The sequence below is a fragment of the Sphingomonas sp. VDB2 genome (assembly GCF_047946695.1).
Classification (GTDB): domain Bacteria; phylum Pseudomonadota; class Alphaproteobacteria; order Sphingomonadales; family Sphingomonadaceae; genus Sphingobium; species Sphingobium bisphenolicum.
The window spans coordinates 70,616-95,418 of record NZ_CP159615.1 but is presented as its reverse complement, the minus strand read 5'-3'; the positions used below and the strand labels follow the sequence as shown (position 1 = coordinate 95,418).

Here is a 24,803-nt window from a genome sequence, read left to right as displayed (position 1 = left end):
GCCATTGTCAGACATAAGGGAGTCGCCCCATGGACCGCCGTCAATTCCTCGCCACCACCTGCGCCGTCGCGCTTACCGCCGCCGCCCCCCGCGCGCTGGCGCAGGCAGCCGGTAGCGACGATGCGCGCCTCTCGGCCGCCTTCGCCGCCATTTTCGAGCGGCAACTGGACCTGTCGCCCAGCTTCGTCACCAGCCTGGGCCTCGACAAGGGCGCGCGTGCTGGGGCCAAAAGCCAGCTCGACGACAACAGCAAGTCTGCGATGCTGAAACGGTTGGCCGCGACGCAAGGCGCGATCAAGGAGTTGGACAGCTATAAGGCCGCCAGCCTGTCCGATGCGCAGCGGCTCAACCTCGACGTCATCCTCTATGCGCTGCGCCAGCAGACCGTCGCCCCGGCCAAGTTCGGCCTCAACAGCGCGGTTCGCCCCTATCGCATCTTCCAGCAGGGCGGCAGCTATTTCTCGACGCCCGATTTCCTGAATACCGCCCACACCATCAACGCCGCCGCCGATGGCGACGCCTATGTCGCGCGGCTGGAAGCCTTCGCCCGCAACCTGCGCACCGACACCGCGCTCCAGCGCGACGAAGCCGCGCGCGGCTATCTGGCGCCGGGCTGGTCGCTCGACCTGACGCTCGGCCAGATGAAGAAGCTGCGCGGGCAGCCGGCCCCCGACAGTTCGATGGTCCAGTCGCTGGTCAAGCGCGCCGCCGCCAAGGGGATCGCGGGCGACTGGCAAGCGCAGGCGGCCGCGGTAGTAGAAAAATCCATCTATCCCGCGCTGGACGAGCAGATCGCCGCGATCGAAAGTCTACGGGGCAAGACCGCGGCTGGCGATGGCATATGGCGCACGCCGCGCGGCGATGAAATCTATGCCGCCGCGCTCAAGAGCGCGACGACGACCGACCTGTCCGCCGACCAGATCCACGCCATGGGGCTGGAGCAGGTGGCCGACATCAGCGCCCAGCTCGACACCATTTTGAAGGGCGCGGGCTACAGCAAGGGCATGATCGGCGAGCGCCTCGCCGCGCTCAATGTCGAACCCTCGCAACTCTATGCCGACAGCACGGACGGGCGGACGGCCTTGCTGGCGCAGCTCAATCGCGATCTCGATGCGATGAAGGCCAGACTTCCCAACGCCTTCACCACCATTCCCGACACGGCATTGGAAATCCGCGCCGTACCGGTCGAGATTCAGGACGGCGCCTCCAACGGCTATTATAACCGCGCCGCGCTCGACGGATCGCGGCCCGCCATCTATTTCATCAACCTCAAGGATGTCGGCGACTGGCCGAAATATGGCCTGCCGGCGCTGACCTATCACGAGGGCGTGCCGGGCCATCACCTCCAGATCTCGACCGCCCAGACAGCCGGCGACATCCCGATGCTGCGCAAGACCGCGTTCATGAGCGCCTATAGCGAAGGCTGGGCGCTCTATGCGGAGCAATTGGCGGACGAACTGGGCGGTTATACGACGCCGCTCGACCGGGCCGGCTATCTCCAGTCCTTCCTGTTCCGCGCGGCGCGACTGGTGGTCGACACCGGCATCCATGCGAAGAAATGGGATGTGAAGCAGGCGACCGACTATATGGTGGAGAAGACCGGCTTCGCCCGGCCGCGTTGCCAGCGGGAGGTCGAGCGCTACTGCACCCAGCCCGGCCAGGCGACCAGCTACAAGGTCGGCCATGGCGTCTGGACGAAAGCCCGCGCCGACGCCCAGGCCGTGCAGGGAAAATCCTTCGATCTCAAGCAGTTCCACGCCATTCTTGAGGAAGGTGCAATGCCGCTGTCGATGCTGGAGAAACGGGTCGCCGCGCGGGCGAAGGGCTAGGCGCCCATGCCCCCGTTCGTTTCAGACGACACGAACGGGGGCTGATCAGCCAGGTTATTCGTAGTTCAAATCCTGATAGCTATCGTCCGCAATATCCGAGAATCGCGTGATCTTCGCGTCGAACTTCATGCGGATGCGGCCGGTGGAGCCGTGACGCTGCTTGGCGATAATCACCTCGGCCAGGCCGTAGATTCGCTCCATATTTTCCTTCCACGTGGCGTAAGCCGCCTCATCGTCGGGCTTGGGCTCCTTGGCCGCTTCGTAATAATCCTCACGGAACACGAACCAGACCATGTCCGCATCCTGCTCGATCGAGCCGGATTCGCGTAAGTCGGAGAGCTGCGGCCTTTTGTCCTCGCGCTGTTCCACCGCACGGCTGAGCTGCGACAGCGCCAGCACCGGAACATGCAATTCTTTCGCCAACGTCTTCAAACCCCGCGAGATTTCCGAAATCTCGTTGACGCGATTCTCGTTGCCGCGGCCGGTGCCCTGCAATAGCTGAAGATAGTCGACGACGATGAAACCGATATCATGCCGCCGCTTCAACCGACGCGCGCGGGTGCGCAGCGCGGCGATGGTCAGGCCCGGCGTATCATCGATGAATAAAGGCAATTCCTGCAACTCTCGCGCCGCGCGCGACAGATTCTGGAAGTCCGCCCGGCTGATCTTGCCCATGCGCAGCGCTTCGCCGCTGATGCCCGACTGTTCGGCCAGAACGCGGGTCGCCAACTGGTCGGCCGACATTTCGAGGCTGAAGAAGGCGGTCTTGGCGCCCATATTCTTTTCCGCCGGGATGCCGTCGGCATTGTCGCGCAACCAGCGCGACGCCGCATTATAGGCGATGTTCGTCGCCAGCGACGTCTTTCCCATGCCCGGCCGACCGGCCAGGATCATCAAGTCCGAATTGTGCAGGCCGCCGATCTTGGCGTTCAGGCTGTTGATCCCGGTCGTGATCCCCGACACATGACCGCCGCTGTTGAGCGCACGCTCCGCCACCTGCACCGCCGCGGTGGAGGCCATGAGGAAGCTCTTGACCGAACCACCCTCGCCCTCGCCCTCCGACACTTTGTAGAGCGCGACTTCGGCCGCCTCTATCTGCTCGCGCGGATTGACGGCTTCGCTGGTGTCCAGCGCATTTTCAACCAGTTCGCGGCCGACATTGACCAGTTCCCTGAGCAACGCCAGATCGTAGATCTGGGTGGCGAAGTCGCGCGCGCCGATCAGCGCCGCGCCATTGCCGGTCAGTTGCGCCAGATAGCCCGCCCCGCCCAGTTCCTTCAATGCCGGGTCCATGTCCAGCATCGGCTTGAGCGTGACCGGATTGGCGATCATGTCCTTGTCGAGCAGGCGCATGATCGCGTCGTAGATACGGCCGTGCAGCGGCTCGAAAAAATGTTCGGCCTTGATCTTGAGCTGGACATCCTCGGCAATGCGGTTGTCGATCATGATCGCGCCCAGCAGCGCGGCTTCGGCCTCCACGTTGCGCGGCAATTCGGTGCCGCCATTGTCGGCGGGATTGATTTTCAGCAGTTCGACCATGGCCTCTCTTTCCTCTGCCGGCGCACGCCGCGCAAGGGCCAAGGCGGAAACCATCTGTGGATAAGTCGCGCTTGCTTTTCGCCGCGCGCCGCCGCACTGACTATGGGCTTCACCATGGCCGATCCGCGCATCATAGACATCCAGCTGGACCAGCGCACGATCCTGTGGCGCAATGCCGACGTGGAGCAGGAACGGCGCATCGCGATCTTCGACCTGCTTGAGGATAATCACTTCGCGCCGCAGCGGGTCCATGCCGACGGCTATGCCGGCCCGTACAAGGTCGTGCTGCGGGTCGAGGACGGACGGCTGGTGATCGAGATCAACCGGGAGGACGACGCGCCGCTGGAGGCGATCATCCTGGGCCTGGGCCGCTTCCGTCGCCCGATCCGCGAATATTTCGCCATTTGCGACAGCTATTATCAGGCGATCAGCAACGCTTCCCCGCAACAGATCGAGACGGTGGACATGGCCCGGCGCGGCATCCACAATGATGCGGCGGAAGTGCTGAAGGAGCGGCTGGAGGGTAAGATCGACGTCGATTTCGACACGGCGCGGCGGCTCTTCACGCTGATCTGCGTGCTGCATATCAAGGGGTAGAACGATCAGGGTTGTGACTTTGGGGGGCCTGCTGGTCCGCATCGGTGCGGGACTGGCGGTGGTCGCGGCGCTGGCGCTGGCGCTGTGGCTCTATGCGCGCGGCTGGGCGCCCAGCCGTGACCAATATCCGGTGCAGGGCGTCAGCATCAGCGCCAACAATGGTCCGGTCGACTGGGGCACGCTGGCGGCGCAGGGCGCAGACTTCGCCTATATCCGCGCCGCCGACGCCGCCGACCGGCGCGACCCGGCCTTCGCCGCCAATTGGCGCGCGGCGCGCGCAGCGGGCCTGCGCTACGGCGCGCTGCTCGAATTCACCCCTTGTCGCCTCGCCAGCGATCAGGCGACCCGCTACATGACCACGGTGCCGCGCGACAACGCCGCGCTGCCGCCGGTGATCCGCCTCGCCTTCTCCCCCGCCTGCACCGCCCGGCCGAACCGCGACCTGCTGCTGTCGGAACTCAACACGCTGGTCAATCTGATCGAGGGCCATGCCGGCAAGACCGTGCTGCTCAATGTGACTGAGGATTTCGACAAGGCCTATGATATCGGCTCCGGCATCAACCGGACCTTGTGGCTGGACGGCAATTTCTTCCCGCCCGATTATGCGACCAAGCCCTGGGTGATGTGGACAGCCAGCGACATGCGGCATATCGACGGCGTCGATGGCCCGGTCCGGTGGAATGTGGTGACGCCCTGATGCGAGACGAACAACGAGTTGGACAGTTGATTGCGGCTGCGCGGGGGGCGATGGCCCATGCCCATGCGCCCTATAGCCGCTTTGCAGTGGGCGCAGCGGTGCGGCTGACCGATGGCACGATCATCACTGGCTGCAACTTCGAAAATGCCAGCTATGGCCTGTCGCTCTGCGCCGAAACGGTCGCGCTCGCCAGCGTCAACGCACAAGGTCGTTTCGCTGACGTAACGGAAATCGCCGTAGTCGGTGGCGCCATGGATGCTGGGGAAGAAGCGCTCGTCACACCTTGCGGCCGCTGCCGCCAGATCATGAACGAAGCCGAACAGATGGCCGGCCGCACCCTTGCCATCTATTGCGCCACGCCCAGCGGCGACCGCATCCTGGACCTTAAGGTCGCAGACCTCCTCCCCCATGCCTTCGGTCCTGCGGACCTGGGCATCGGTCCCATGAAAAAGAGCTGACACGACATGGCCATTCTTTCCGACAAGTGGATTCGCGAACAGGCGCTGAGCACCGGCATGATCGAGCCGTTCGTGGAGAGCCAGCGGCGCGAAGGCTGCATCAGCTATGGCCTATCCTCTTACGGCTATGACGCGCGGGTGGCGGACGAATTCAAGATCTTCACCAATGTCGACAGTACGATCGTCGATCCGAAGGATTTCGATCCCAAGAATTTCGTCGATCGCCAGACCGACTGCTGCATCATCCCGCCCAACAGCTTCGCGCTGGCCCGCACGGTCGAATATTTCCGCGTGCCGCGCGACGTGCTGGTCATCTGCCTCGGCAAATCCACCTATGCCCGCTGCGGCATCATCGTGAACGTGACGCCGCTGGAACCGGGCTGGGAGGGGCATGTGACGCTGGAATTTTCCAACACGACGCCGCTGCCCGCAAAGATCTACGCCAATGAAGGCGCGTGCCAGTTCCTGTTCCTGCAGGGCAATGAACCATGCGAGGTCAGCTATGCCGACCGCGCGGGCAAATATATGGGGCAGCAGGGCGTGACATTGCCCCGCCTGTGATGCGACACTATGCGCCATGAGCTTCTGGCGCAGCGAATTACGGGGTGCGCGACCCGATATCGGCGCTGACCGGCGGGTCTATGCGATCGGCGACGTGCATGGCCGCGCCGACCTTCTCGACGCGCTGCTGGCGATGATCGCGCGCGACGACGATGTCCGGCTGCGCAAGCCGATCAGCCTGATCCTGCTGGGCGACCTGGTCGATCGCGGCCCTGATTCCCGCACCGTGGTGGACCGGGTGATGGCGTTGGCGGCATCGGGCGGCGACGTACGCTGCCTCAAGGGCAATCATGAGGAAGCCTTCATCCTGGCGGCACGCGGCGACTTGCGCGCCCTGCCTCTGTTCCGGCGCATGGAGGGCGAAGCGACGCTGGCCAGCTATGGCCTCGACCCCGCGCTGTTCCGGGTGATGACCGATGCCGAACTGGCCGCCTGGATGGAGCGCCATGTGCCGCGCGCGCATGTCGATTTCCTCGACGCCCTGCCCGACAGCATCGCGATCGGCGACTATCTGTTCGTCCATGCCGGCATTCGCCCCGGCGTGCCGGTGGAAGATCAAAGCCCGGCCGACCTGCGCTGGATCAGACAGGAATTCCTGACGCATCGCGGCCGCCATCCCAGCATGGTCGTCCATGGCCATAGCATCAGCACCGATGTGGACGAACAAGCGGGCCGGATCGGCATCGACACCGGCGCCTTCTTTTCGGGACGCCTGACCGCAATCGGCCTGGAAGGCGTCGATCGCTGGATTTTGCAGACCAGGGGGTGATGGCCCCGCATGACTGCATCGGCGTGCGGGGTTCGCGGCGGCGACCGGACGCCCAGCGCTTCTCATAAATCCATGAGAAAGATTTTATATTGCCTGTCCAGTATTCGCGATAGCGGAACCCTAAAGTTTCTTCGTTGGAGACAGCAGAGCGGCAGGAAATGCCGTTACAGCAGGGGAACAGACACATGCATAAACGCCATGCCATGGCGGGGATCGCCCTCGCCATCTGCCTCGTCTCGCCTACGCAACTTCTCGCCGCCGCGACGCCGGACGCCACGCTGACCCAGCGGCATAAATTCGACATCCATGTCCAGCCACTCAGCAGCGCGCTGCGGGAATTGTCGGCCCAGTCGGGCGTCCGCATCCTCTTCCCCTATGACGAGGTCGCCGCGATCCGCAGCCGCCGCATCCAGGGATGGTTGTCGACGCAGGACGCCCTCGCCCGGCTGCTGGCCGGCACCGAACTCACTTCTACCCCGGCCGGCGCGGGCGTGATCGCCCTGGCCGCCCCCGCCAATCGCAGCGCCGCGCGCCGCAGCCCGCTCGCGCTGCAATATGCGCAGGCGACCCTGCCGGGTACGGGCGCGCAGGCCATGACCATGGCCCCCGCCCCCGAACCGGTCGAGGATGCAACGCCGATCATCGTCACCGGCACGCGCACCACGAACCGCACCGTCGCCGAAAGCCTGGCGCCGATCGACGTGCTGGGCGAAAAGGATCTGGAATCGAGCGGCAAACAGTCGGTACGCGACCTGCTCGGCACGCTGGTCCCCTCGATCAACGTGTCGAACAATGGCGCGGGCGCGAGCTGGGCGGTGCGCACCCTGTCGCTGCGCGGCCTCGGCGGCGACCAGTTGCTGGTGCTGGTAAACGGCAAGCGCCGGCACAATACCGCGACGCTCTTCATCAACGGGTCGGTCCAGAACGGCCAGTCGCCGCCTGACCTCGACCTGATTGCCGGCAACGCGATCCAGCGGATCGAGGTGCTGCGCGATGGCGCATCGGCGCAATATGGCTCCGATGCGATCGCCGGCGTGGTCAACATCATCCTGAAGAACGATATGTCGGGCGGCGCGGCGCTGACCATGGGCAGCACCGCCGACAATGGTGGCTGGCAGGGGCGCTGGCAGGTCGACAAGGGGTTCGCCCTGGGCCAGGACGGCGGCTATGTCCACTTGTCGGCGGACGGCGTGCTGCAGGATAATACGATCACGAAGAGCAGCCCGATCACCGGGCAATTCTATCCGACCGGCGACCCGCGCAACGCCGATCCCGACCGCATCCGCGCCAAATATGGGCAGCCGCAGGTGATCGGCGGCAATCTGGGCTATGATGCGATGATGCCGGTAGGGAACAGCCTGGAACTCTATAGTTTCGGCACCTATTCCAAGCGCCATGCCGCGGGCTGGCTCACCTATCGCACACCGCAGGCCGCCAATAATATTCTGGAAATCTATCCCGAAGGCTATATCCCGCGCATCCACGTCTATGACGAGGATTTCCAGTTTGCGGGCGGCCTGCGCGGCGAAGTGGGCGGCGGCGTGCATTTCGACCTCAGCACCAGCTACGGCCAGGACGAGGTCAAATATGCCCAGACGACCTCGCTCAACCCCTCGCTCGGGCCGGCAAGCCCGACCCATTTCTACCTCGGCAAGCTGCGCTTCGACGAATGGGTCAGCAATCTCGACCTCAGCAAGGAATTCGACATCGGCCTTGCCGGGCCGCTCTCGGTCGCGGTGGGCGGCGAGTATAAGAAGAACAAGTTCGTCATCAGCCCCGGCGATGCGGTGTCCTATATCAACGGCGGCTATATCTTCCCGACGGGCGGCTGGCGCGGCGGCACCTTTGCCAGCGGCATCGGGTCGCAGGGCGTCATCGGCTTCACCCCCGAGGGATCGGGTAGCTGGAGCCGTGACAATTGGAGCGCCTACGGCAATATCGAAGGCAAGATCGTCGAGGGCGTCGAGTTCGGCCTTGCCGGGCGACATGAGGATTATTCGGATTTCGGCACCACCGATACGGGCAAGGCGTCGCTGCGCATAGAACCCGTCAGGGGCATAGCGATCCGTGGCACGGCCAGCACTGGTTTCCGTGCACCCACGCTCCAGCAGCAACATTATAATTCGTCCAGCACGATCGGCGTAGTCATCGACGGGGTCAGCCAGTTGCGTCCCGTAGTCGCGCTGCCGGTCGATAGCGCCGCGGCGCAGGCGCTCGGCGCCGTTGCGCTCAAGCCTGAAAAATCGACCAGCTTTTCGGCGGGGCTGGTGCTGACGCCCCTGCCCAACTTCAACCTCACCGTCGATGCCTATCAGATCAAGGTGAAGGACCGGATATTGCTCAGCGGCACGCTGTCCGGCACGGCTGTCGTCGATATCCTGAACGCCAACGGCTATGCTGGCAATTTCGGCGCGCTCATTTTCTCGAACGCCGCCGATACGCGGACCCGCGGCCTGGATATCGTCGCCACCCATCGCGCCGATCTGGGCGGCATGGGCCATCTGACGAGTTCCTTGTCGGCCAATTTCAACAAGACCATCTTTACCCATATCGATCCGCCGCCGACGGGTGGCAGCGGCGTCTCCTTCGTCGCGCGTGATCGTCAGGGTGACCTCAGCGAAGGCACGCCGCGCAACAAGTTCATCGCCAATTTCCTTTGGGAGAATGGACCGATCAACGCCAATCTGCGCGCCACGCGCTTTGGCAAGGTCACCCAGCGCGCGGCGTTGCCGGTGTTGCACACCGCTGACTGGGTGTCCTGCTCGACCGTGTCGGCGACCTGTACGTCGGGCTATGCCGACGAAGAGCTGAAGCCCAAGGTCATTCTCGACCTCGAACTGGGCTACAAGCTGGCCAAGGGCGTCAAGCTGTCGATCGGCGCGAACAATCTGCTCAACACCTATCCCAACAAGCTGAAGCCGGTGAACCGGCTCGCGGGCAGCCTTTACAACGCCTACGCCCCCTACGGCATCAGCGGCGGCTTCTATTATGGCCGGTTCAACCTGGAGTTCTGATATGACGAAGACCAAGGGTGTCAACCGCCGCGAAGCACTCGCGGCGGGCGGGATCGGGCTGCTTGCCGCGGGCAGCGCGACGTCGGTGGCGCAGGGGACGGCAGGCGCCCCGGCGCCGGGACAGGATACGATCGTCAAGGTCGAAGACTGCACCAACGTCGCCCTCGCCCTGTCGCCCGACGGGCGGACGATCGCCTTTGACCTGTTGGGCATCCTCTGGACGATGCCGGTGTCAGGCGGGCCGCTGACCCGCTTGACCGGCGACTTTGACGATCTCGCGCAGCCCGACTGGTCGCCCGACGGCAAACGGATTGTCTTCCAATCCTATCGCACCGGCAATTTCCACCTCTGGTCGATCGCAGCGGACGGCGGCGACATGCGCCAGCACACCGATGGCCTGTTGGACGATCGCGAGCCGCGCTGGTCGCCCGACGGCAAGAGCATCGCCTTTTCCAGCGACCGGGCGGACGGCCGCTACGCCATCTATCTGCTCGACGTGGCGAGCGGCCAGGTCACGCCCCTGTCGATGGGCACGACCAACGACAGCGAACCCGCCTGGTCGCCCGACGGCAAGCGCGTCGCCTATGTCGCGGGGGGCACGAAGCTGGTCACGATCGACATCGCCAGCGGGGCGGTGACCGACGTGGCGTCGGTCACGCCATCGGCCGACCGTTTCAACCCTTCGGCGATCATGGCCCCTGCCTTCGCGCCCGACGGGACCATCGCCTATACCCGCGTGCAGCCGGGCACAATGACGCTGGTCCATGACGGCAAGGATATCGTCGTCGGCGAAGATCTCTATCCCTTCCGCCCCGCCTTCACCAAAGATGGCGCGATCCTCTACGGCTCCGATGGCAAGCTGCGCAGCCTGAAAGGAGGCAAGGCGAGCGTCATTCCCTTCCGCACCGACGTGCCGGTCACCACGCCCAGCTACCGCAAGAAGACCCGCGACTTCACCTCCACCACGGCAAAGCCCGTGGTGGGCATCGCTGCGCCGATGCTCTCGCCGGACGGCAAGCATATCGTCTTCGCTGCGCTCAACGACCTCTATCTGATGCCCGTCGGCGGCGCGCCGAAGAAAATCGTCGGCGACGGATTCCACAAATGCGACCCCGCCTGGTCGCCCGACGGCAGGACCATCGCCTATTCCTGCGACCGTGGCGGCACGCTGGATCTGTGGCTGCATGACGTCGCTACGAGCAAGGAAAAGCAGCTCACCAACATCCCCGACAAGGCGGTCGCCTGGGGCAGCTGGTCGCAGGACGGCAAGATGATCGCCTTCCTCGACCAGGACGGCGCGCTCCATACGGTCGATGTCGCGAGCGGCGTTGTCACGAAACGCTTCGACGCTATCTGGGAACCGGGCCGCCCCAGCTTCGGCCCCGGTGGCAAGACCATCGCCTATGCCGCGTTCAAGCCCGTCACCGGCCGCTATCGCGAAGGCGCCAGCCAGATACTGACCGTCGACCTCGCTACCGGCAAAGGCACATACCGCCCGGTGTTCGACGGCAAGTCGCTCGGCACACGCGGCCATGACGGCCCGGTCTGGTCGCCCGACGGCACGCGCATGGCGTTCGTCTTCGCCAGCACCCTGTGGGTCGCGCCGGTCGCGCCCGACGGCAGCTTTACCGCCGCGCCGAAGCAGATCACTACCGAAGTCACCGACGCGCCAAGCTGGGGCGGCGACGGCAGCAAATTGCTGTATCTCAGCAACGGCAAGCTGCGCATCGTATCCGCCACCGGCGGCGCAGCGCAGACCGTGCCCTGCCGCCTCAATTGGGCCAATGCCAAGCCTTCGGATCGCACCGTCATACGGGCGGGCAAAGTCTGGGATGCCCTCTCGACCGATTACAAGACTCAAGTCGATGTCGTGCTGGACGGCAACCTGATCGCCGCCGTGACACCGCGCGGCGCGGGCGCATCGGACGCCAACGCCAGGCTGATTGACGCGCCCGACCTGACGCTGATGCCGGGCCTGATCGACATGCACACCCACCGGCAGATGGCGGGCTATGGCTATGGCGACCGGATGGGGCGGCTGTGGCTGGCGATGGGCGTGACGGCGACACGGTCACCCGGTTGCCCCGCCTATCATATGGTCGAGGATCGCGAGGCGATCCAGAGCGGCAAGCGCATCGCCGCGCGCCATTACGCCACCGGCGAGGCGATCGACGGCGGGCGCATCTTCTATAATTTCATGCGGCCCGTGACCGAAAAGGGGCAGATGGCGCTGGAGCTGGAGCGCGCGAAGGCGCTCGACTACGACATGGTGAAAACCTATGTCCGCCTGCGCCACGACACGCAGAAGGAGGTGGTTGACGCTTCCCACAAGATGGGGATGCACCTGTCGTCCCATTATCACTACCCCGCCCTGCACAGCGGCATGGATTGCATGGAACATACCGGCGCGACCAACCGCTACGGCTATTCGCGCACCATCACCTCGCTCGGCGGCGGCTATCATGACGTCAACGACCTGTTCGCCGCGGCCAAGGCGGGGCGCACGCCGACATTATTCGCGGCCACGTCCCTGCTGGGACTGGACGACGGCTTTACGCGCGATCCGCGCATCACGACGCTCTATCCCCCATGGGAATATGACAAGCTGCGCGCGCGGGTGAAGGCGATGTCGGGCGACGGCGGCAAGCCGATGCTTGCCTCGCTGGAACGGCAGGTCGAACAGATCAAGATGACGCTGGCGGCGGGATGGCATCCCTTTTCCGGCACCGACGCGCCGATCGACCTGACCGCGATCAGCCTGCACCTCAACCTGCGCGGCATGGTCAAGTTCGGCATCTCGCCCTATGAAGCGCTGTTGATGACGACGCGCTGGAGCGGCGAATTTCTGGGCGAACCGGTCGGCCGAATCGAGCGCGGGATGCTGGCCGACCTGATCCTGGTGGACGGCGATCCTCTGAAGGATGTCGCCGCCGTTGCGAATGTGCAGCAGGTGATCGCCAACGGCGTCGTCCATACGCCCGAGGCGCTGATGGCGCCCTTCGTCAATGCAAAGCCGCAGGCGGCGGCGAGCAAGATGCTGCCGATGCTGGCGGACGCTCATCAACATTATTGGTGGCATGACCCGGACTATGTCGAAAGCAGCCGTGCCGCATGCTGCGCGGGTCATGCGGTGGCGCATGCCTAGACAATGAGGCGGCGTTCTCCTGCCTGTGCGGGAGAACGCCGCAACTCACCGCCAGCCCTTCGCCTGCGCCGCCTTTTCCCCGGCGGCATCCACCGGTGCGCCGTCGATCAGCGCGTCCACCGTCGCCATGACCCGCGCGTCGGCGGAGGAGGCTTGTCGATAGACGGTCTGAGAACCCGCGCCGGGCAAAGCCTGCTGCATCTGCCAGCCTTCCCCCTCGCGGCAGGCTACGCCCGCAATGGGGCCATCGAAGCTGCGGCACCAGCCGCCGCCCTTGCGCTGGAAGCTCAGGCCGATGTGGATCGGTCCATCCCGCTGCGCAGACGCCAATTGCCCGTCGAGTGCGGTCGCGAGCGCGCCCTGCGCCACCATCACGCCGCCCTGCATGCCGATCGATCCCGGCTCCTCGCCCGACATGCGCCCCAGACCCAGCCCCAGCACAAGGCTGGCGGCGATCGCCCCGCCCATCGCCCAGCCACGCCAGCGGGGCGCTGGGCGCGCCAGAGGCGTCACCGTCGCGCTGTCCTCCAGAACCGCGCGCAAACGATCTGGCACCGGCTCCTGCGCCACAGGCGCATAATGGCCCGCCAGTCGCGCGCGCAACGAACGATGCTGCGCCAGCCGCGCCGCCAGGGCCGGATCGGCGGCCACCGCCCGCTCGACCCGACGCCGGTTCACCTCGTCCAGTTCGCCATCGACCAGCGCGATCAGCATGGCTTCGTCTATGTCCGTCATGCCGCCTCTCCCATCAGTTCCAACAACGCGCCGCGCCCACGCACCAGCCGCGACGTCAATGTGCCCATGGGCACGCCCAGCACCGCTGCCGCTTCCTTGTAGGATAGCCCCTCCACCAGCACGAGCGCGATCGCCTCGCGCTGTTCTTCGGGCAATGCCTGCATCGCCCGATCGACGTCGGACAGCATCATATGCGCCTCGACATCGCGGTCGCCGGCATGGCCGACATGCGCACCGGCCTCTTCGGGGGCGAAGGTCTTGGCGGCGCGCTGGCGCGCGCGGGCCTCATCGATCCACAGGTTGCGCATGATCCGATACATCCAACTGTCCAGACGGGTGCCGGGCTGCCACTGATCGCGCGCCTTCAAGCCACGTTCCAGCGCCGCCTGGCACAGATCATCGCCATCGGCGCGGTCCCGCGACAGGCTGGCGGCAAAACGCCGCAGCCGGGGCAGGATCGCCAGCAGGTCGCTTTCGAACGACATCGATACTCCGTCACTTGTTCGAGGGATGAAACGCGCCAGCCCATCCGTTTCATCCCGCAGACAGAAGACGGATGGACATTTTTTCGCAATGGTTGATTTTGCATGCGAGAGGATCGGTGAGACGGACATGAAGCTGACGCGCCCCTGGCTGATCGCGGGGATGATCCTGATCGCGCCATCCGCCACCCAGGCGCAGTTGCTGCCCGGCGGCGGCGGGCTGGGCACGGTGGGTCAGGTGGTGCCCGACATTATGGAGCGTGTCGGCGGCGCGGTCGATGCGGCCGATCTCGACCGCCTGTCGCCCGCGCGCCTGGCCGACCGGCTGGCGGCGGCGCGCGCCACGCGCCTCACCGATTTACTGCGCCGCCACGGCGATCGCATCGAGCTGGATGACCGGCGCGAACCGGCGCGGCGCGGCGTCATCCTCCTCACCGGCGCGGACGACGCGACGCTCGATGCCTTGCGCGCGACGGGCTATGGCGTGACTGACGAAAGGGTTGAGGGCATCGACCTGCGCGTCGCCCACCTCACCCCGCCCAAGGGCCGCAGCCTGGCCAGGGCGCTGCGCGAGGTGCGCCGGATCGCCCCGCGTGCGCAGGCCAGCGCGGACAATCTCTATTTCCCCAGCGGCGCGGCGCTGCCGCTCACCGCCGCCGCATTGGCGGGCGGCGGCGGGGTCGACGGTCGTCTGGCGGGGCTGATCGACGGCGGGGTCGCGCGGCATCCGGCGCTCACCGGGCCAATCGAACAGCGCGGCTTCGCCCATGGTGCGCCGCGCGCCAGCGCCCATGGCACTGCCGTCGCTTCGCTCATCAGCGGCGATGGATCGATACGGGGCGCAGCGCCCGCTGCGTCGCTGTTGGTCGCGGACGTCTATGGCGACGATCCGGCGGGGGGCGGCGCCTTTGCGATCGTCCGCGCGCTGGGATGGATGGCGGCGCGCGGCGTGCGCGTCGTCACCGTCAGTCTGGTCGGCCCGGCCAATCCGCTGCTCGACGGCGCGATCCGGCTGGCGCAGGACAAGGGCGTGACCGTGGTCGCGGCGGTCGGCAATGACGGCCCCGCCGCCCCGCCGGCCTATCCCGCCTCCTATCCCGGCGTCATCGCCGTGACGGGAATCGATGGACGCGGCCGGCCCTTGCCCGAAGCGGGCCGCGCGCTGCATATCGATTTCGCCGCTCCCGGCGCAGACATGCAGGCAGCAACCACAAGTGGCGGCAAGGGCGCGGTGCGCGGCACCAGCTTCGCCGCGCCGCTGGTCGCTGGCCGCCTGCTGATGCGTGGCGGCATCGCTGCGCTGCGCGCCGAAGCCACCCCGCCGACCAAGGGAAAGACGCCGATCATCTGCGCCGATTGCAGAAATAACGAATGATTTTCAAAGGCTTGATATTTTTCTTGGCGGACCGGGATTAAAGCGGCCGCCCCTCCCGTTCTCCCTTCATCGCATTGATACGCCTATGAAGGAGACGAGTGATGAAAGCCAAGTTCCTGATCGCGACCGCCTGCCTCGCTGCATTAACCGCAGCGCCGGCCTCGGCCCAGTTGCTGGGCGGCGGCGGCGGTGGCGGCGGCCTGGGTGGGTCGCTGGGCGGCCTGGGGGGCGGCCTTGGCGGATCGCTCGGCGGTACGCTGGGCGGTTCGGGCAGCCTGGATCGCAGCATCGACCTCGACAATGGTCGGGTCGGCGCGAGCGGATCAAGCCGCGGTCGGGCCGATGGCTCGGCGACCGGTTCGGCGACGCGCAACGGCAAGACCCGCAGCGGCAGCGCCTCGGGGTCGGCCAGCGGATCGGCCGATGGCGGCCTGGCGGTCGACACATTGGGGACCAGCGACGCGCGCAACGCCGTCGGCACGGTGCGCGACCGCGCCGGTGACACGGTGGGAACCGCGCGTGATCGGGCGACTGACACCGCCTCCGCCGCGCGGGATCGCGCCAGCGCGACGGCTGCCAATGCCCGCGACCGGGCAGGCAATGCCGTCAATGCCACCCGCGATCGCGCTTCGGGTGTAGCCAATGGCGCTGGTTCGGCAGCGGGCAGTGCTGCGGGCCAAGCGCAAGGCGCGCTCGACAATGCCGCATCGGTCGATGCCAGCGGCCAGCTTTCGGGCGAAGCCACCGGCCAGGGTTCGGCAAGCAGCAGCACCCCTACACCGAATCAGGCGGACGATTGACCCCGCACGGGGCTGCACGCGGGTAGCGGTCAAGTTCCACGCCGCCGCCCGACGCCCCACCGCCTGACGAACGGGCCGGCTGCCTTTGAGACCGCCGGCCCGTTCCACTGTGCCGATCAGCGGACGTTCAAGCCCAGTTCGCCCAGCAACTGTCCCGCCTGCTCGCGCGATATCGTTGCGCCGCGAAACAGACCGGCATTGATCAGCCGCAATCCGCCGATATCTGCCCCGCGCAAGTCCGCACCATCGAACCGACATCCGTCCAGCGCCGCATCGCGCAGGCTGCATCCATCGAACAAGGTGCCGCGAAAATCGCATTTGGCGAGGTCCGCCTGGCTGAAATCGATCGCCTTCAAAACCAGCTTGCGAAAGGAAAAGCCCGGCAATCGCGCATTGACGAGCAGCGTTTCGGCAAATTGCACGTCCAGCGCGCTCGCCTCGCTCAGGTCTGCGCCGGTCAGCTTGCATCGTTCGAACTGCGCGCCGAACAGCTTCGCGCGCCGCAGCACGCCATTGTTGAAATCGCAGGCGAGAAATTCCGCTTCGCGCAGGTCCGCGCCCGTCAATTGCACGAACCCGCCCCGGCAGGATTGCCAGCGCGTCGCGTCCAGCTTCGCCCCGGTAAAGTCGGTGCGGCGGACTTGGCAGCGTTCGAAGATCCAGCGCGACAGGTCCAGCCCAGACAGATCCGCCTCGTCCAGATCGCAATCGATCAAATGATGAGGCAAACCCTTTTTCGCCAGCGGCGCGATGTCGCCCCGGCCCAGCGTCTGTTCACTTAAAGATCGATCGGCAAACAGGTCATCCATGCCCCTGCCTTAACCGCAAGCGGAAGGATGATCCACGCCCCAACGATGAAATGCGATCAAAAAGAGAACATATCTTTTGCCGACACCCAAAACGGAAAAGGCCGGCGTCCTTTCGGACCCCGGCCTTTCCACCCCCCATTAACCAGTCCGGGATCAGGCGACCTTGGCCTGCTCCTCCAGAATCTCGTCCGGGTCGCGCAGCACATAGCCACGGCCCCACACCGTCTCGATATAATTGTCGCCACCGCAGGCCAGCGCCAGCTTCTTGCGCAGCTTGCAGATGAACACGTCGATGATCTTGAGTTCCGGCTCGTCCATCCCGCCATAAAGGTGGTTGAGGAACATTTCCTTGGTCAGCGTCGTGCCCTTGCGGAGCGAAAGCAGCTCCAGCATCGCATATTCCTTGCCGGTCAAATGAACGCGGTTGCCGTCCACCTCCACCGTCTTGGCGTCCAGGTTGACGGCCAGCTTGCCAGTGCGGATGACCGACTGGCTATGGCCCTTGGACCGGCGCACCACGGCGTGGATGCGGGCGATCAGCTCTTCGCGATGGAAGGGCTTGGTCACATAATCGTCGGCGCCGAAGCCGAAGGAGCGGACCTTGCTGTCCATCTCCGAAATGCCCGACAGGATCAGCACCGGGGTCTGCACCTTGGCCGCCCGCAGCTTTTTCAGCACGTCATAGCCGTGCATGTCGGGCAGGTTCAGGTCCAGGCAGATGATGTCGTAATCATAGAGCTTGCCCAGATCGAGGCCTTCTTCGCCCAGATCGGTCGTGTAGACGTTGAAGCCTTCGGTCGTGAGCATAAGCTCGATCGCCTTGGCGGTGGTCGGTTCGTCCTCAATCAGCAGCACGCGCATGTGAAGCCCCTTTGCGTCGCAGTCCCGTTCACCCCACCAGAACGGCTTCTGCTCCAAATCATTAACCAAAAAACTTCTGAAGGACAAAGGTTAATTTTTCGCTAACCGGCAGAAATCCGCGAGTCGCACCAAAACGAATCTGTTTACAAAGGGTTGAAGCCGAAACGGCCGACCCGGAGTCAAGATGGATTCACCTGCGAAACGACGCTCAAACGCGTCCAAACGCCCATCATCCTGAACCGAGGACGGAAATTTTTCGCTAACCTTAATGCTGCGGGTTAACAGCCATGATGCTTCGTCAGATAGTCCAGCAGCGCTTCGACCCGCGCGGGGCGCAGGCGCGACGGCGGCGTCACCAGATGCAAGCCGAACGGCGCGGGGCGCCAGTCGATCAATATCTCCTCCACCTCGCCCTTCGCCAGCGCATCGCCGATGATGAAGTCGGGCAATCGGGCGATGCCCACCCCGATGCGCAGCGCGGGCAGCATCGCTTCCCCGCTGTTCACCGTGATGCGGCTGCGCACCTGCACCACCACATTCTGCTGCCCCGGACCTGAAAAGCGCCACACGTCGGGCGCCGCGACGTTGGAATAGCAGAGACAGTCGTGGCTCCCGAGGTCAGAGGGATGCTGCGGCCGCCCGCGCGCGTCGAGATAGGCGGGCGAAGCGATCACATGCATCGTCACATCCGCCAGCCGCCGCGCGCGCAGCGAGCTGTCTGGCATGTCGGCAATGCGGATGGTCGCATCCAGCCCCATCTCTACGATGTCGATCTGCGCGTCCGACAAATGCAGGTCGACATCGACCAACGGATGCTCCTTGGTGAATTGCGCAACCAGCGGCGCGACGCGCAGCAGGCCGAAGGTCATCGGCGCGCCCAGCCGCACCACGCCCGACAATTCCGCCGTCTCGTCGCGCGCGGCTTCCTCCGCCGCCTGCCCCTCCGCCAGGATGCGATGGGCGTGGTCGGCCAGCCGCTTGCCGCTTTCGGTCAGCGCCAGGCGGCGGCTGGTGCGGTTGAACAGGCTCGTGTCCAGATGCTCCTCCAGCCGGGTCACCGCCTTGGACACGGTCGCCTTGGACACGCTCAGCGCCTTGGCCGCATCGGTGAAGCTGCGATGCTCGACCACGGCGGCGAACATGGCCCAGGCCTCGAAGTCAGGTAGTCGCATCGGGAAACAATCCGTTTCAAAGCTGCCGGTTTAAGAAACGATCCTGATGGCTAGATTGTCGGAAAGCAAGCGGAAGCATCCGCCTCCGCAACGAAAGGCATCTTGTATGACCACGACCACCACGAGCCGCATCGAGCGCCGCCCGTTCGCGTCGCTCGGCCATGCCGACCATGGCTGGCTGAACGCGCGCCACCATTTTTCCTTCGCCGACTATCATGACGAAGAACGCATGCACTGGGGGGCAATCCGGGTGTGGAACGATGACGAAATCGGCCCCCGCTCGGGCTTCCCGCCGCATCCGCACAGCGACATGGAAATCATCACCTATGTCCGCACCGGCGCGATCACGCACAAGGACAGCCTGGGCAATCAGGGCCGCACCGAGGCCGGCGACGTGCAGGTCATGTCCGCGGGCACCGGCATCCGCCACGCCGAATATAATCTGGAGGATGAAACAACCACCCTGTTCCAGATCTGGGTCATTCCCCGCGCCCGCGGCGGCCAGCCCAGTTGGGGGGCCAAGCCTTTCCCCAAGGGCGATCGCTCCGGCAAGCTCGTCGTCCTCGCCAGCGGCTATGACGATGACAGGGAAGCGCTGCGCATCCGCGCCGACGCCCGCCTGCTCGGCGGCACGGTGAAGGCCGGGACCAGCGTGACCTATGACAGCGCGGAAGGTCGCCACCTCTATCTGGTTCCCGCGACGGGCCGGATCGAGATTGACGGCCAGCCGTTCGAGGCCCGCGATGGCGCGGCGATCCTGGGCGGCGATCCGATCACCATCACGGCCATCGAGGACGCCGAAATCGTCCTGGTGGACAGCATCTGACCCTATCGGCCCGTCCAATCCCCTCCCCCCGGACGGGCCAGGCCGCCCGTATCCCCTATGCGGGCGGCTACCCTTTCCCCATCCTTTCAAGGAGATGCCTCATGGCTAAGGTACTGGTTCTCTATTATTCTTCCTACGGTCATATCGAGACGATGGCGAAGGCCATGGCCGAAGGCGCCATTGCCGCCGGCGCGCAGGTCGATATCAAGCGCGTGCCCGAAACCGCCCCGCTCGAAGTGGCGCAGAATGCGCATTTCAAGCTCGACCAGGACGCCCCCATCGCGACCGTCGCCGAACTGGCGGACTATGACGCGATCATCGTCGGCACCGGCACGCGCTTTGGCCGCATGTCGAGCCAGATGGCGGCCTTCCTCGATCAGGCCGGCGGCCTGTGGGCGCGCGGCGCGCTGAACGGCAAGGTCGGCGGCGCCTTCACCTCGACCGCCAGCCAACATGGCGGACAGGAAGTCACCCTCTTCTCGATCATCACCAACCTGCTGCATTTCGGCATGACCATCGTCGGCCTCGACTATGGCTTTGCGGGTCAGATGGGCGTGGACAAGGTGCGCGGGGGATCGCCCTATGGCGCGACCACCCTGGCCGATAGCGACGGCAGCCGCCAGCCCAGCGAAGAGGAACTGGACGGCGCCCGCTACCAGGGTCGCCGCATCGCGGAGACCGCGATCAAGCTGCACGGCTGATCGCCTGCCGCGCCGTCTGTATGAGGCGGCGCAGCGAGAGCCCTTTGGTCGCATCAAGGCTTGAATCACGCCGTAGGGGCTGGCGCATCGGGACTATGCGCCAGCCCCTTTCCTGCCATGCCTATCCCAATGTCTTGGGCGTCACCCAGACCTCGACGGGGATGATGAACTTGCCCGGCGCGGGTTTGCCGACGACGACGCGGTCGGCCGTGACCAATTCGCCATTTTCCAGGTTCAGCGATACCCAAGGCTTGGGCATCCGTTCGAACTTCATTTTCTGGATGGGCTGGCCCGTGGCCGTGTTCATGATTGTGGCAATGACTGACATAGGGGGCGCCCGCTAGCCGTCGCCCCCGCCCCTGTCCAGCGCTTCGCGACGAAAAAATTCGTTCCCATGTCACATCCCGCGCGCGCCTCTCGTCATGTCTGCATCCCCAAGCGAAAGGACCGCATCATGACCGACAAGATCAACCCCTATGCCGCCGCGCCGCAACTGATGAAAAGCTGGACCGCACTGTCGACCGCGATCGGAGAGAGCCTGCAACCCAGCCTGATCGAGCTGGTCAAGATTCGTTCATCACAGATCAACGGTTGCGCCAACTGCATCAACATGCACAGCTTTGAAGCCCGCGCGAAGGGCGAGACCGAGCAGCGCATCTACCTCCTCTCCGCCTGGCGCGAGGCCCCCTGCTATACCGACCGGGAACGCGCCGCTCTCGCCTGGACCGAGGCTCTAACCGAAATCGCCAAGGGGCATAGCCATAGCGCCGCGCGCGAGGCGCTCAACTGGGAATTTACCGAGGAGGAGCAGGTGAAGCTTACCTTGATGATCAACATCATCAATGGCTGGAACCGCATCGCGGTCGGCTTCGACCTCTGGTACGATATGCCGATGAAGGCGGCGGCCTGATGGAGCGGGGGACGCAACAGGACGCGGCGGCGCGCTTCGACCCGCTGCGTCCCCGCCTCATCCGCGTCGCCTATCGGATGCTCGGATCGGTCGCCGACGCCGAGGATGTGGTGCAGGAAGCGTTCATCCGCTGGATGGGCGTCGATCGGGCGGCCATCCGCGAACCCGAAGCCTTCCTCCGCCGCACGGTGACGCGGCTTTGCCTCGACCAGTTGAAATCGGCGCGGGTGCGCCGCGAAACCTATGTCGGCCCCTGGCTGCCCGAGCCGCTGGTCGGGGATGACGAGGAGGAAGAGGACGTAACCCTCCCGCTGATGCTGGCGCTGGAACGGCTGTCCCCCTTGGAGCGCGCCGCCTTCCTGCTGCACGACGTCTTCGGCCTGGCCTTCGAGGAGGTCGCCCGCACCATCGACCGCGACGCCGCCGCCTGCCGACAACTCGCCGCGCGCGCACGAACCCACGTCCGTGACGCGCGGCCACGCTTCCAGGTCGAGAAGCAACGCGGCCTGGAGATTGCCGGCGCCTTCTTCACGGCCTCGCGCAGCGGCGACATGACCAGCCTCGGCGCGCTCCTGGCGCAGGATGTCAGCCTGCACAGCGACGGGGGGGGCAAGCGGCCCGCGACGGTGCGCCCGGCGATCGGCTTCGGTCAGGTCATGCAGTTGCACAAGGCGCTGACCGTCAACTTCCGCAAGCATGGCTCCACCCTGCTGCGCACCTGCCTCATCAACGGCCTGCCCGGCTTCGTCACGCGGGAGGCCGATGGCGAGGTGCAGACCACGGCACTGGACATCCAGGACGGTCGGGTCACCGCCATCTACATCATGCGCAACCCGGACAAGCTGCGGCACCTGCATTGACGCTTAACGGGGTGCACACCCTGTTCGTAGAGGGCATGGCAGGGCCGATAACGGATAAGAACGGCGGGGACGGGAGAATATTTACATGGTGAGCGCGATCAACGCGACAGGCATCGGCAACGCATGGGGACAGATCAAGAAGTCGCTGGACACGGTTGCCCAGGCGACGCCCCCTGCGCCGAGCGCCACCCCTGCGCCTACGCCGTCCCCCAACACGCCGGACGCGCCGACATCACCCGAAGCCCCTACCCCGCCGACAGTCGTCGCCAACCCGGCCCCGTCCGAGCCGCTAACCTATAGCGCGCCTTCGTCCGGCCCGCGTCAAATGACCGCCGTAGCCGATCCCGCACCCACGGCCGGCCTGAGCAATCGACTGAGCGACGCAGGCTATTACGCCTCCCCCGAAGCCTCGGCCGTCGCCGATCCCGCCGCGACCGCCCAGACGGCGACCGACAGCGCATCACTGACCCAGGCACAACTCATCGCCCAGGCCGCCTATGCCATTGTTGCCCGCGCCGGGACCGACAATCGCATGTCCTTGATCCAGGACGGTTAAAGCAGGAAGCGGCTGGCCGTCGGCGACGGGCGGATCAGCCGGTCGATCGCCAGCGGGATCATTAACGCCGCCAGCAGCAGCCACGGCTTGCCCCAATAGGGGGAGAGATAGTGGATGACGGCGACATGGCAGTACATGACGACCAGCGACGCCCGCCCCACCGCCGCAACCGGCGCGGCAAGGGGTGCGATCAGGGCCGACAGGCGGAACAACAGCAGTGAAGTGGCAATGGCCGAGGCGACCGACAGCAAGGGCCAGCCATAATCTGCGACCTTCATGTTGAGCGTGGGGAGCACGCCCGTCAGCCCGACCGCAGCCATCGCTCCCAGCGGCGCGATCATCCAGCCCCGCCAGCGGACTCGGGGCCACGCCGCTCCTACCCATAACAGCACGAAGGCCATCGGCACGCTCAGCATCCCCAACGGTGACGCTTTCAGCCACCAACCCAGGACATAGGCAAGAACCAGCACCGGAAGCAGCAGCAGCGCCCAGCGCCGATCCAGCACATCGGGCCAGCGGCCTAGCGCGACATTGAACAGGATGCGCGCCATCATCAGACAAGGCACGAACCAGAAGATGGTATAGGGGCCGCGCAACCAGAAGCCGCCCAGCAGGATCGGCACCAGATCCTCCGGCCATTGGTGGAAAATGGGCCGACCGCCCTTCAGCGGTTCGATGATCTGGTCGATCAGGATCAGCAGCAGCAGGAAGGCGGCATAGGGCCGCATCTGGCCAACCAGTTGCCGCCGTGTGAACGCGCCGACATCGTGCGGCCGCGACAGCATCCCCGACAGCAGGAAGAAGAGCGGCATATGGAAACTGTACATGGCATCGCGGAGCGGCCCGCGGGTCCAGACATGGCCGATCACCACCGCCAATATGCCCAGCCCGCGCGCCACATCGACCCAATCAAGCCGAAATTGCGCCTGGCGCCGATCATGCCCCCTGTATTCCATCGCCTCCACCGCCTATAGGAAGCGCCGCGTGCGTCAATTCTCCTCCCATTTTCTTCTGTCCCGATCGGAAACTCTTCCTTGGCCCTGCTTACCGACCATGTGCTGTTCATCGATGGCGAAGCCCTCATCCTCGACAAGCCTGCGGGCCTGCCGGTCGATGCGCCGCGCGACGGCTCCATGGCGCTTGAAAATCACCTCGCCTCGCTGACCTTCGGTTTCCTGCGCTGGCCGCTGCCGGTCCACAGGCTGGATCGCGACACCAGCGGCTGCCTGCTGCTGGCCCGCAATCCCAAGGCGCACAAGCGCTTCGCCGCCGCGTTCGAGGCAGGCACGGTGGTCAAACGCTATGTCGCGGTGATCGAAGGCGTGCCGGAAGAAGATGAAGGCACGATCGAACTGGCGCTCAAGAAGGTCAGCACCGCGGCGGAAGGATGGCGCATGATCCCGGCCAAGGCGGGGAAGAACGCCATCACCCACTGGCGCAAGGTCGCGGAAAAGGACGGCCGGTCGCTGATCGCCTTCTCCCCCCAGACCGGGCGCACCCACCAGATCCGCGTCCATGCGCTGCATGGCCTGGGCTTCGGCATCGTCGGCGATCCGGTCTATGGTGACGGGGAAGGAGCCATGCTGTTGCACAGTCGTTTCCTGAGTATGCCGCGCGGCGACAAGCCCGCGGCGGAGGCGACCGCCCCCCTGCCTGCGACCTTCGCTGCGGCGGGCTTCGGCCAGGACTTGCTGGACGATGCCGGGCTTTGAGATTCCCGATGATGCGCTGGAGGAGCGCTTCATCACCGGCGGCGGGCCGGGCGGGCAGAACGTCAACAAGGTGGCGACGACCGTCCAGTTGCGCGTGAACCTGTTCAGGCTGGCCCTGCCACCTTACGCCTATCGCAAGCTCAAGGAACTGGCCGGATCGCGGCTGACCGCCGGCAACGAGATCGTGATCCAGGCGTCCCGCTTCCGCACGCAGGAGGCGAACCGGCAGGACGCGCGCGACCGCCTGAACGAGATGATCGCCAAGGCCCACGTCCGCGACGCCCGGCGCATCGCCACCAAACCGGGCAAGGCCGCGAAGGCGCGGCGGGTCGATGCCAAGAAAGCGCGCAGCAACGTGAAGCAGGGCCGCGGACGAGTGCCGATGGACTGAGTAC

At 65.4% G+C, this 24,803-nt stretch carries 25 protein-coding genes; 17 read left to right on the top strand and 8 right to left on the bottom strand.

What is annotated here, in order from left to right:
* Nucleotides 1-29 precede the first annotated feature (29 nt).
* Nucleotides 30-1,829 (top strand): DUF885 domain-containing protein, encoded by a 1,800-nt coding sequence (locus tag ABT375_RS00475; protein WP_416463675.1) that lies wholly within the window; start codon nucleotides 30-32, stop codon nucleotides 1,827-1,829.
* Nucleotides 1,830-1,883: 54 nt separating this feature from the next.
* Here ABT375_RS00475 and ABT375_RS00470 read toward each other — a convergent pair whose 3' ends face one another.
* A complete protein-coding gene (locus tag ABT375_RS00470) occupies nucleotides 1,884-3,368 on the bottom strand; it encodes a replicative DNA helicase (protein ID WP_224550321.1) in 1,485 nt (494 codons plus the stop codon).
* 114 nt (nucleotides 3,369-3,482) lie between these two features.
* Here ABT375_RS00470 and ABT375_RS00465 point away from each other — a divergent pair, with 114 nt between their 5' ends.
* The 7 genes from ABT375_RS00465 (at nucleotide 3,483) to ABT375_RS00435 (ending at nucleotide 12,609) form a co-directional block, all read left to right on the top strand.
* On the top strand, nucleotides 3,483-3,965 hold the full coding sequence (locus tag ABT375_RS00465; RefSeq protein WP_224550320.1) for a UPF0262 family protein: 483 nt from the start codon (nucleotides 3,483-3,485) through the stop codon (nucleotides 3,963-3,965).
* A gap of 13 nt (nucleotides 3,966-3,978) precedes the next feature.
* Nucleotides 3,979-4,662, top strand: a complete 684-nt coding sequence (locus tag ABT375_RS00460) for a GH25 family lysozyme (protein WP_390902351.1) — start codon at nucleotides 3,979-3,981, stop codon at nucleotides 4,660-4,662.
* Entirely contained in the window at nucleotides 4,662-5,120 is a 459-nt protein-coding gene (locus ABT375_RS00455) for a cytidine deaminase (RefSeq protein ID WP_416463674.1), read from the top strand. The genes ABT375_RS00460 and ABT375_RS00455 overlap by 1 nt, the downstream gene beginning before the upstream one ends.
* Nucleotides 5,121-5,126: 6 nt before the next feature.
* Entirely contained in the window at nucleotides 5,127-5,681 is a 555-nt protein-coding gene (gene dcd / locus ABT375_RS00450) for a dCTP deaminase (RefSeq protein WP_224550318.1), read from the top strand.
* Between the two features lie 16 nt (nucleotides 5,682-5,697).
* Complete coding sequence (locus ABT375_RS00445) at nucleotides 5,698-6,450, top strand: metallophosphoesterase family protein (protein ID WP_416463673.1); 753 nt, start codon at nucleotides 5,698-5,700, stop codon at nucleotides 6,448-6,450.
* A gap of 185 nt (nucleotides 6,451-6,635) precedes the next feature.
* Nucleotides 6,636-9,464 carry a TonB-dependent receptor plug domain-containing protein gene (locus tag ABT375_RS00440; protein WP_416463672.1) on the top strand — a complete coding sequence of 943 codons (2,829 nt, stop codon included), beginning with the start codon at nucleotides 6,636-6,638 and terminating at the stop codon, nucleotides 9,462-9,464.
* Nucleotide 9,465: 1 nt separating this feature from the next.
* Nucleotides 9,466-12,609 carry an amidohydrolase family protein gene (locus ABT375_RS00435; protein WP_416463671.1) on the top strand — a complete coding sequence of 1,048 codons (3,144 nt, stop codon included), beginning with the start codon at nucleotides 9,466-9,468 and terminating at the stop codon, nucleotides 12,607-12,609.
* Nucleotides 12,610-12,654: 45 nt separating this feature from the next.
* On the opposite strand, the gene ABT375_RS00430 is transcribed toward ABT375_RS00435, so the two are convergent.
* Both ABT375_RS00430 and ABT375_RS00425 read right to left on the bottom strand, forming a co-directional pair.
* Nucleotides 12,655-13,344, bottom strand: a complete 690-nt coding sequence (locus ABT375_RS00430) for an anti-sigma factor family protein (RefSeq protein WP_416463670.1) — start codon at nucleotides 13,342-13,344, stop codon at nucleotides 12,655-12,657.
* Entirely contained in the window at nucleotides 13,341-13,829 is a 489-nt protein-coding gene (locus ABT375_RS00425; protein WP_224550313.1) for an RNA polymerase sigma factor, read from the bottom strand. Before ABT375_RS00425 ends, ABT375_RS00430 begins: the two co-directional genes overlap by 4 nt.
* Before the next feature lie 88 nt (nucleotides 13,830-13,917).
* Here ABT375_RS00425 and ABT375_RS00420 point away from each other — a divergent pair, with 88 nt between their 5' ends.
* Both ABT375_RS00420 and ABT375_RS00415 read left to right on the top strand, forming a co-directional pair.
* Nucleotides 13,918-15,201 carry a S8 family serine peptidase gene (locus ABT375_RS00420; RefSeq protein WP_416463669.1) on the top strand — a complete coding sequence of 428 codons (1,284 nt, stop codon included), beginning with the start codon at nucleotides 13,918-13,920 and terminating at the stop codon, nucleotides 15,199-15,201.
* A 101-nt stretch (nucleotides 15,202-15,302) separates the two neighbouring features.
* Nucleotides 15,303-16,001: a hypothetical protein gene (locus ABT375_RS00415; protein ID WP_416463668.1), complete on the top strand. Its 699-nt coding sequence runs from the start codon at nucleotides 15,303-15,305 to the stop codon at nucleotides 15,999-16,001.
* A gap of 116 nt (nucleotides 16,002-16,117) precedes the next feature.
* On the opposite strand, the gene ABT375_RS00410 is transcribed toward ABT375_RS00415, so the two are convergent.
* The 3 genes from ABT375_RS00410 to ABT375_RS00400 all read right to left on the bottom strand — a co-directional run bounded on the left by ABT375_RS00410 (nucleotide 16,118) and on the right by ABT375_RS00400 (nucleotide 18,843).
* Nucleotides 16,118-16,810 carry a pentapeptide repeat-containing protein gene (locus tag ABT375_RS00410; protein ID WP_224550310.1) on the bottom strand — a complete coding sequence of 231 codons (693 nt, stop codon included), beginning with the start codon at nucleotides 16,808-16,810 and terminating at the stop codon, nucleotides 16,118-16,120.
* A gap of 153 nt (nucleotides 16,811-16,963) precedes the next feature.
* A complete protein-coding gene (gene ctrA, locus ABT375_RS00405; protein ID WP_224550309.1) occupies nucleotides 16,964-17,671 on the bottom strand; it encodes a response regulator transcription factor CtrA in 708 nt (235 codons plus the stop codon).
* Nucleotides 17,672-17,949: 278 nt separating this feature from the next.
* Nucleotides 17,950-18,843: a LysR family transcriptional regulator gene (locus ABT375_RS00400; protein WP_224550308.1), complete on the bottom strand. Its 894-nt coding sequence runs from the start codon at nucleotides 18,841-18,843 to the stop codon at nucleotides 17,950-17,952.
* Nucleotides 18,844-18,949: 106 nt separating this feature from the next.
* Here ABT375_RS00400 and ABT375_RS00395 point away from each other — a divergent pair, with 106 nt between their 5' ends.
* Both ABT375_RS00395 and wrbA read left to right on the top strand, forming a co-directional pair.
* Nucleotides 18,950-19,669 (top strand): pirin family protein, encoded by a 720-nt coding sequence (locus ABT375_RS00395; RefSeq protein ID WP_416463667.1) that lies wholly within the window; start codon nucleotides 18,950-18,952, stop codon nucleotides 19,667-19,669.
* 101 nt (nucleotides 19,670-19,770) lie between these two features.
* Complete coding sequence (wrbA, locus tag ABT375_RS00390) at nucleotides 19,771-20,370, top strand: NAD(P)H:quinone oxidoreductase (protein WP_224550306.1); 600 nt, start codon at nucleotides 19,771-19,773, stop codon at nucleotides 20,368-20,370.
* Between the two features lie 121 nt (nucleotides 20,371-20,491).
* Here the strand turns inward: wrbA and ABT375_RS00385 are convergent, their stop codons facing one another.
* Nucleotides 20,492-20,698 (bottom strand): hypothetical protein, encoded by a 207-nt coding sequence (locus ABT375_RS00385; RefSeq protein ID WP_224550305.1) that lies wholly within the window; start codon nucleotides 20,696-20,698, stop codon nucleotides 20,492-20,494.
* A 126-nt stretch (nucleotides 20,699-20,824) separates the two neighbouring features.
* Here ABT375_RS00385 and ABT375_RS00380 point away from each other — a divergent pair, with 126 nt between their 5' ends.
* The 3 genes from ABT375_RS00380 to ABT375_RS00370 all read left to right on the top strand — a co-directional run bounded on the left by ABT375_RS00380 (nucleotide 20,825) and on the right by ABT375_RS00370 (nucleotide 22,696).
* Nucleotides 20,825-21,280 (top strand): carboxymuconolactone decarboxylase family protein, encoded by a 456-nt coding sequence (locus ABT375_RS00380; RefSeq protein ID WP_416463666.1) that lies wholly within the window; start codon nucleotides 20,825-20,827, stop codon nucleotides 21,278-21,280.
* Nucleotides 21,280-22,140 carry a sigma-70 family RNA polymerase sigma factor gene (locus ABT375_RS00375; protein WP_416463665.1) on the top strand — a complete coding sequence of 287 codons (861 nt, stop codon included), beginning with the start codon at nucleotides 21,280-21,282 and terminating at the stop codon, nucleotides 22,138-22,140. The genes ABT375_RS00380 and ABT375_RS00375 overlap by 1 nt, the downstream gene beginning before the upstream one ends.
* Nucleotides 22,141-22,225: 85 nt before the next feature.
* Nucleotides 22,226-22,696 (top strand): hypothetical protein, encoded by a 471-nt coding sequence (locus ABT375_RS00370; RefSeq protein ID WP_416463664.1) that lies wholly within the window; start codon nucleotides 22,226-22,228, stop codon nucleotides 22,694-22,696.
* Here ABT375_RS00370 and ABT375_RS00365 read toward each other — a convergent pair.
* Nucleotides 22,693-23,652: an acyltransferase family protein gene (locus ABT375_RS00365; protein ID WP_416463663.1), complete on the bottom strand. Its 960-nt coding sequence runs from the start codon at nucleotides 23,650-23,652 to the stop codon at nucleotides 22,693-22,695. The two genes, ABT375_RS00370 and ABT375_RS00365, sit on opposite strands and share 4 nt — an antisense overlap.
* A 78-nt stretch (nucleotides 23,653-23,730) precedes the next feature.
* Between ABT375_RS00365 and ABT375_RS00360 the strand changes: the two genes are divergently transcribed.
* Both ABT375_RS00360 and arfB read left to right on the top strand, forming a co-directional pair.
* Nucleotides 23,731-24,408, top strand: a complete 678-nt coding sequence (locus ABT375_RS00360; RefSeq protein ID WP_416463662.1) for an RluA family pseudouridine synthase — start codon at nucleotides 23,731-23,733, stop codon at nucleotides 24,406-24,408.
* Nucleotides 24,395-24,799, top strand: coding sequence for an alternative ribosome rescue aminoacyl-tRNA hydrolase ArfB (gene arfB / locus ABT375_RS00355; RefSeq protein WP_416463661.1), 405 nt, complete (start codon nucleotides 24,395-24,397; stop codon nucleotides 24,797-24,799). The genes ABT375_RS00360 and arfB overlap by 14 nt, the downstream gene beginning before the upstream one ends.
* Nucleotides 24,800-24,803: the final 4 nt, after the last annotated feature.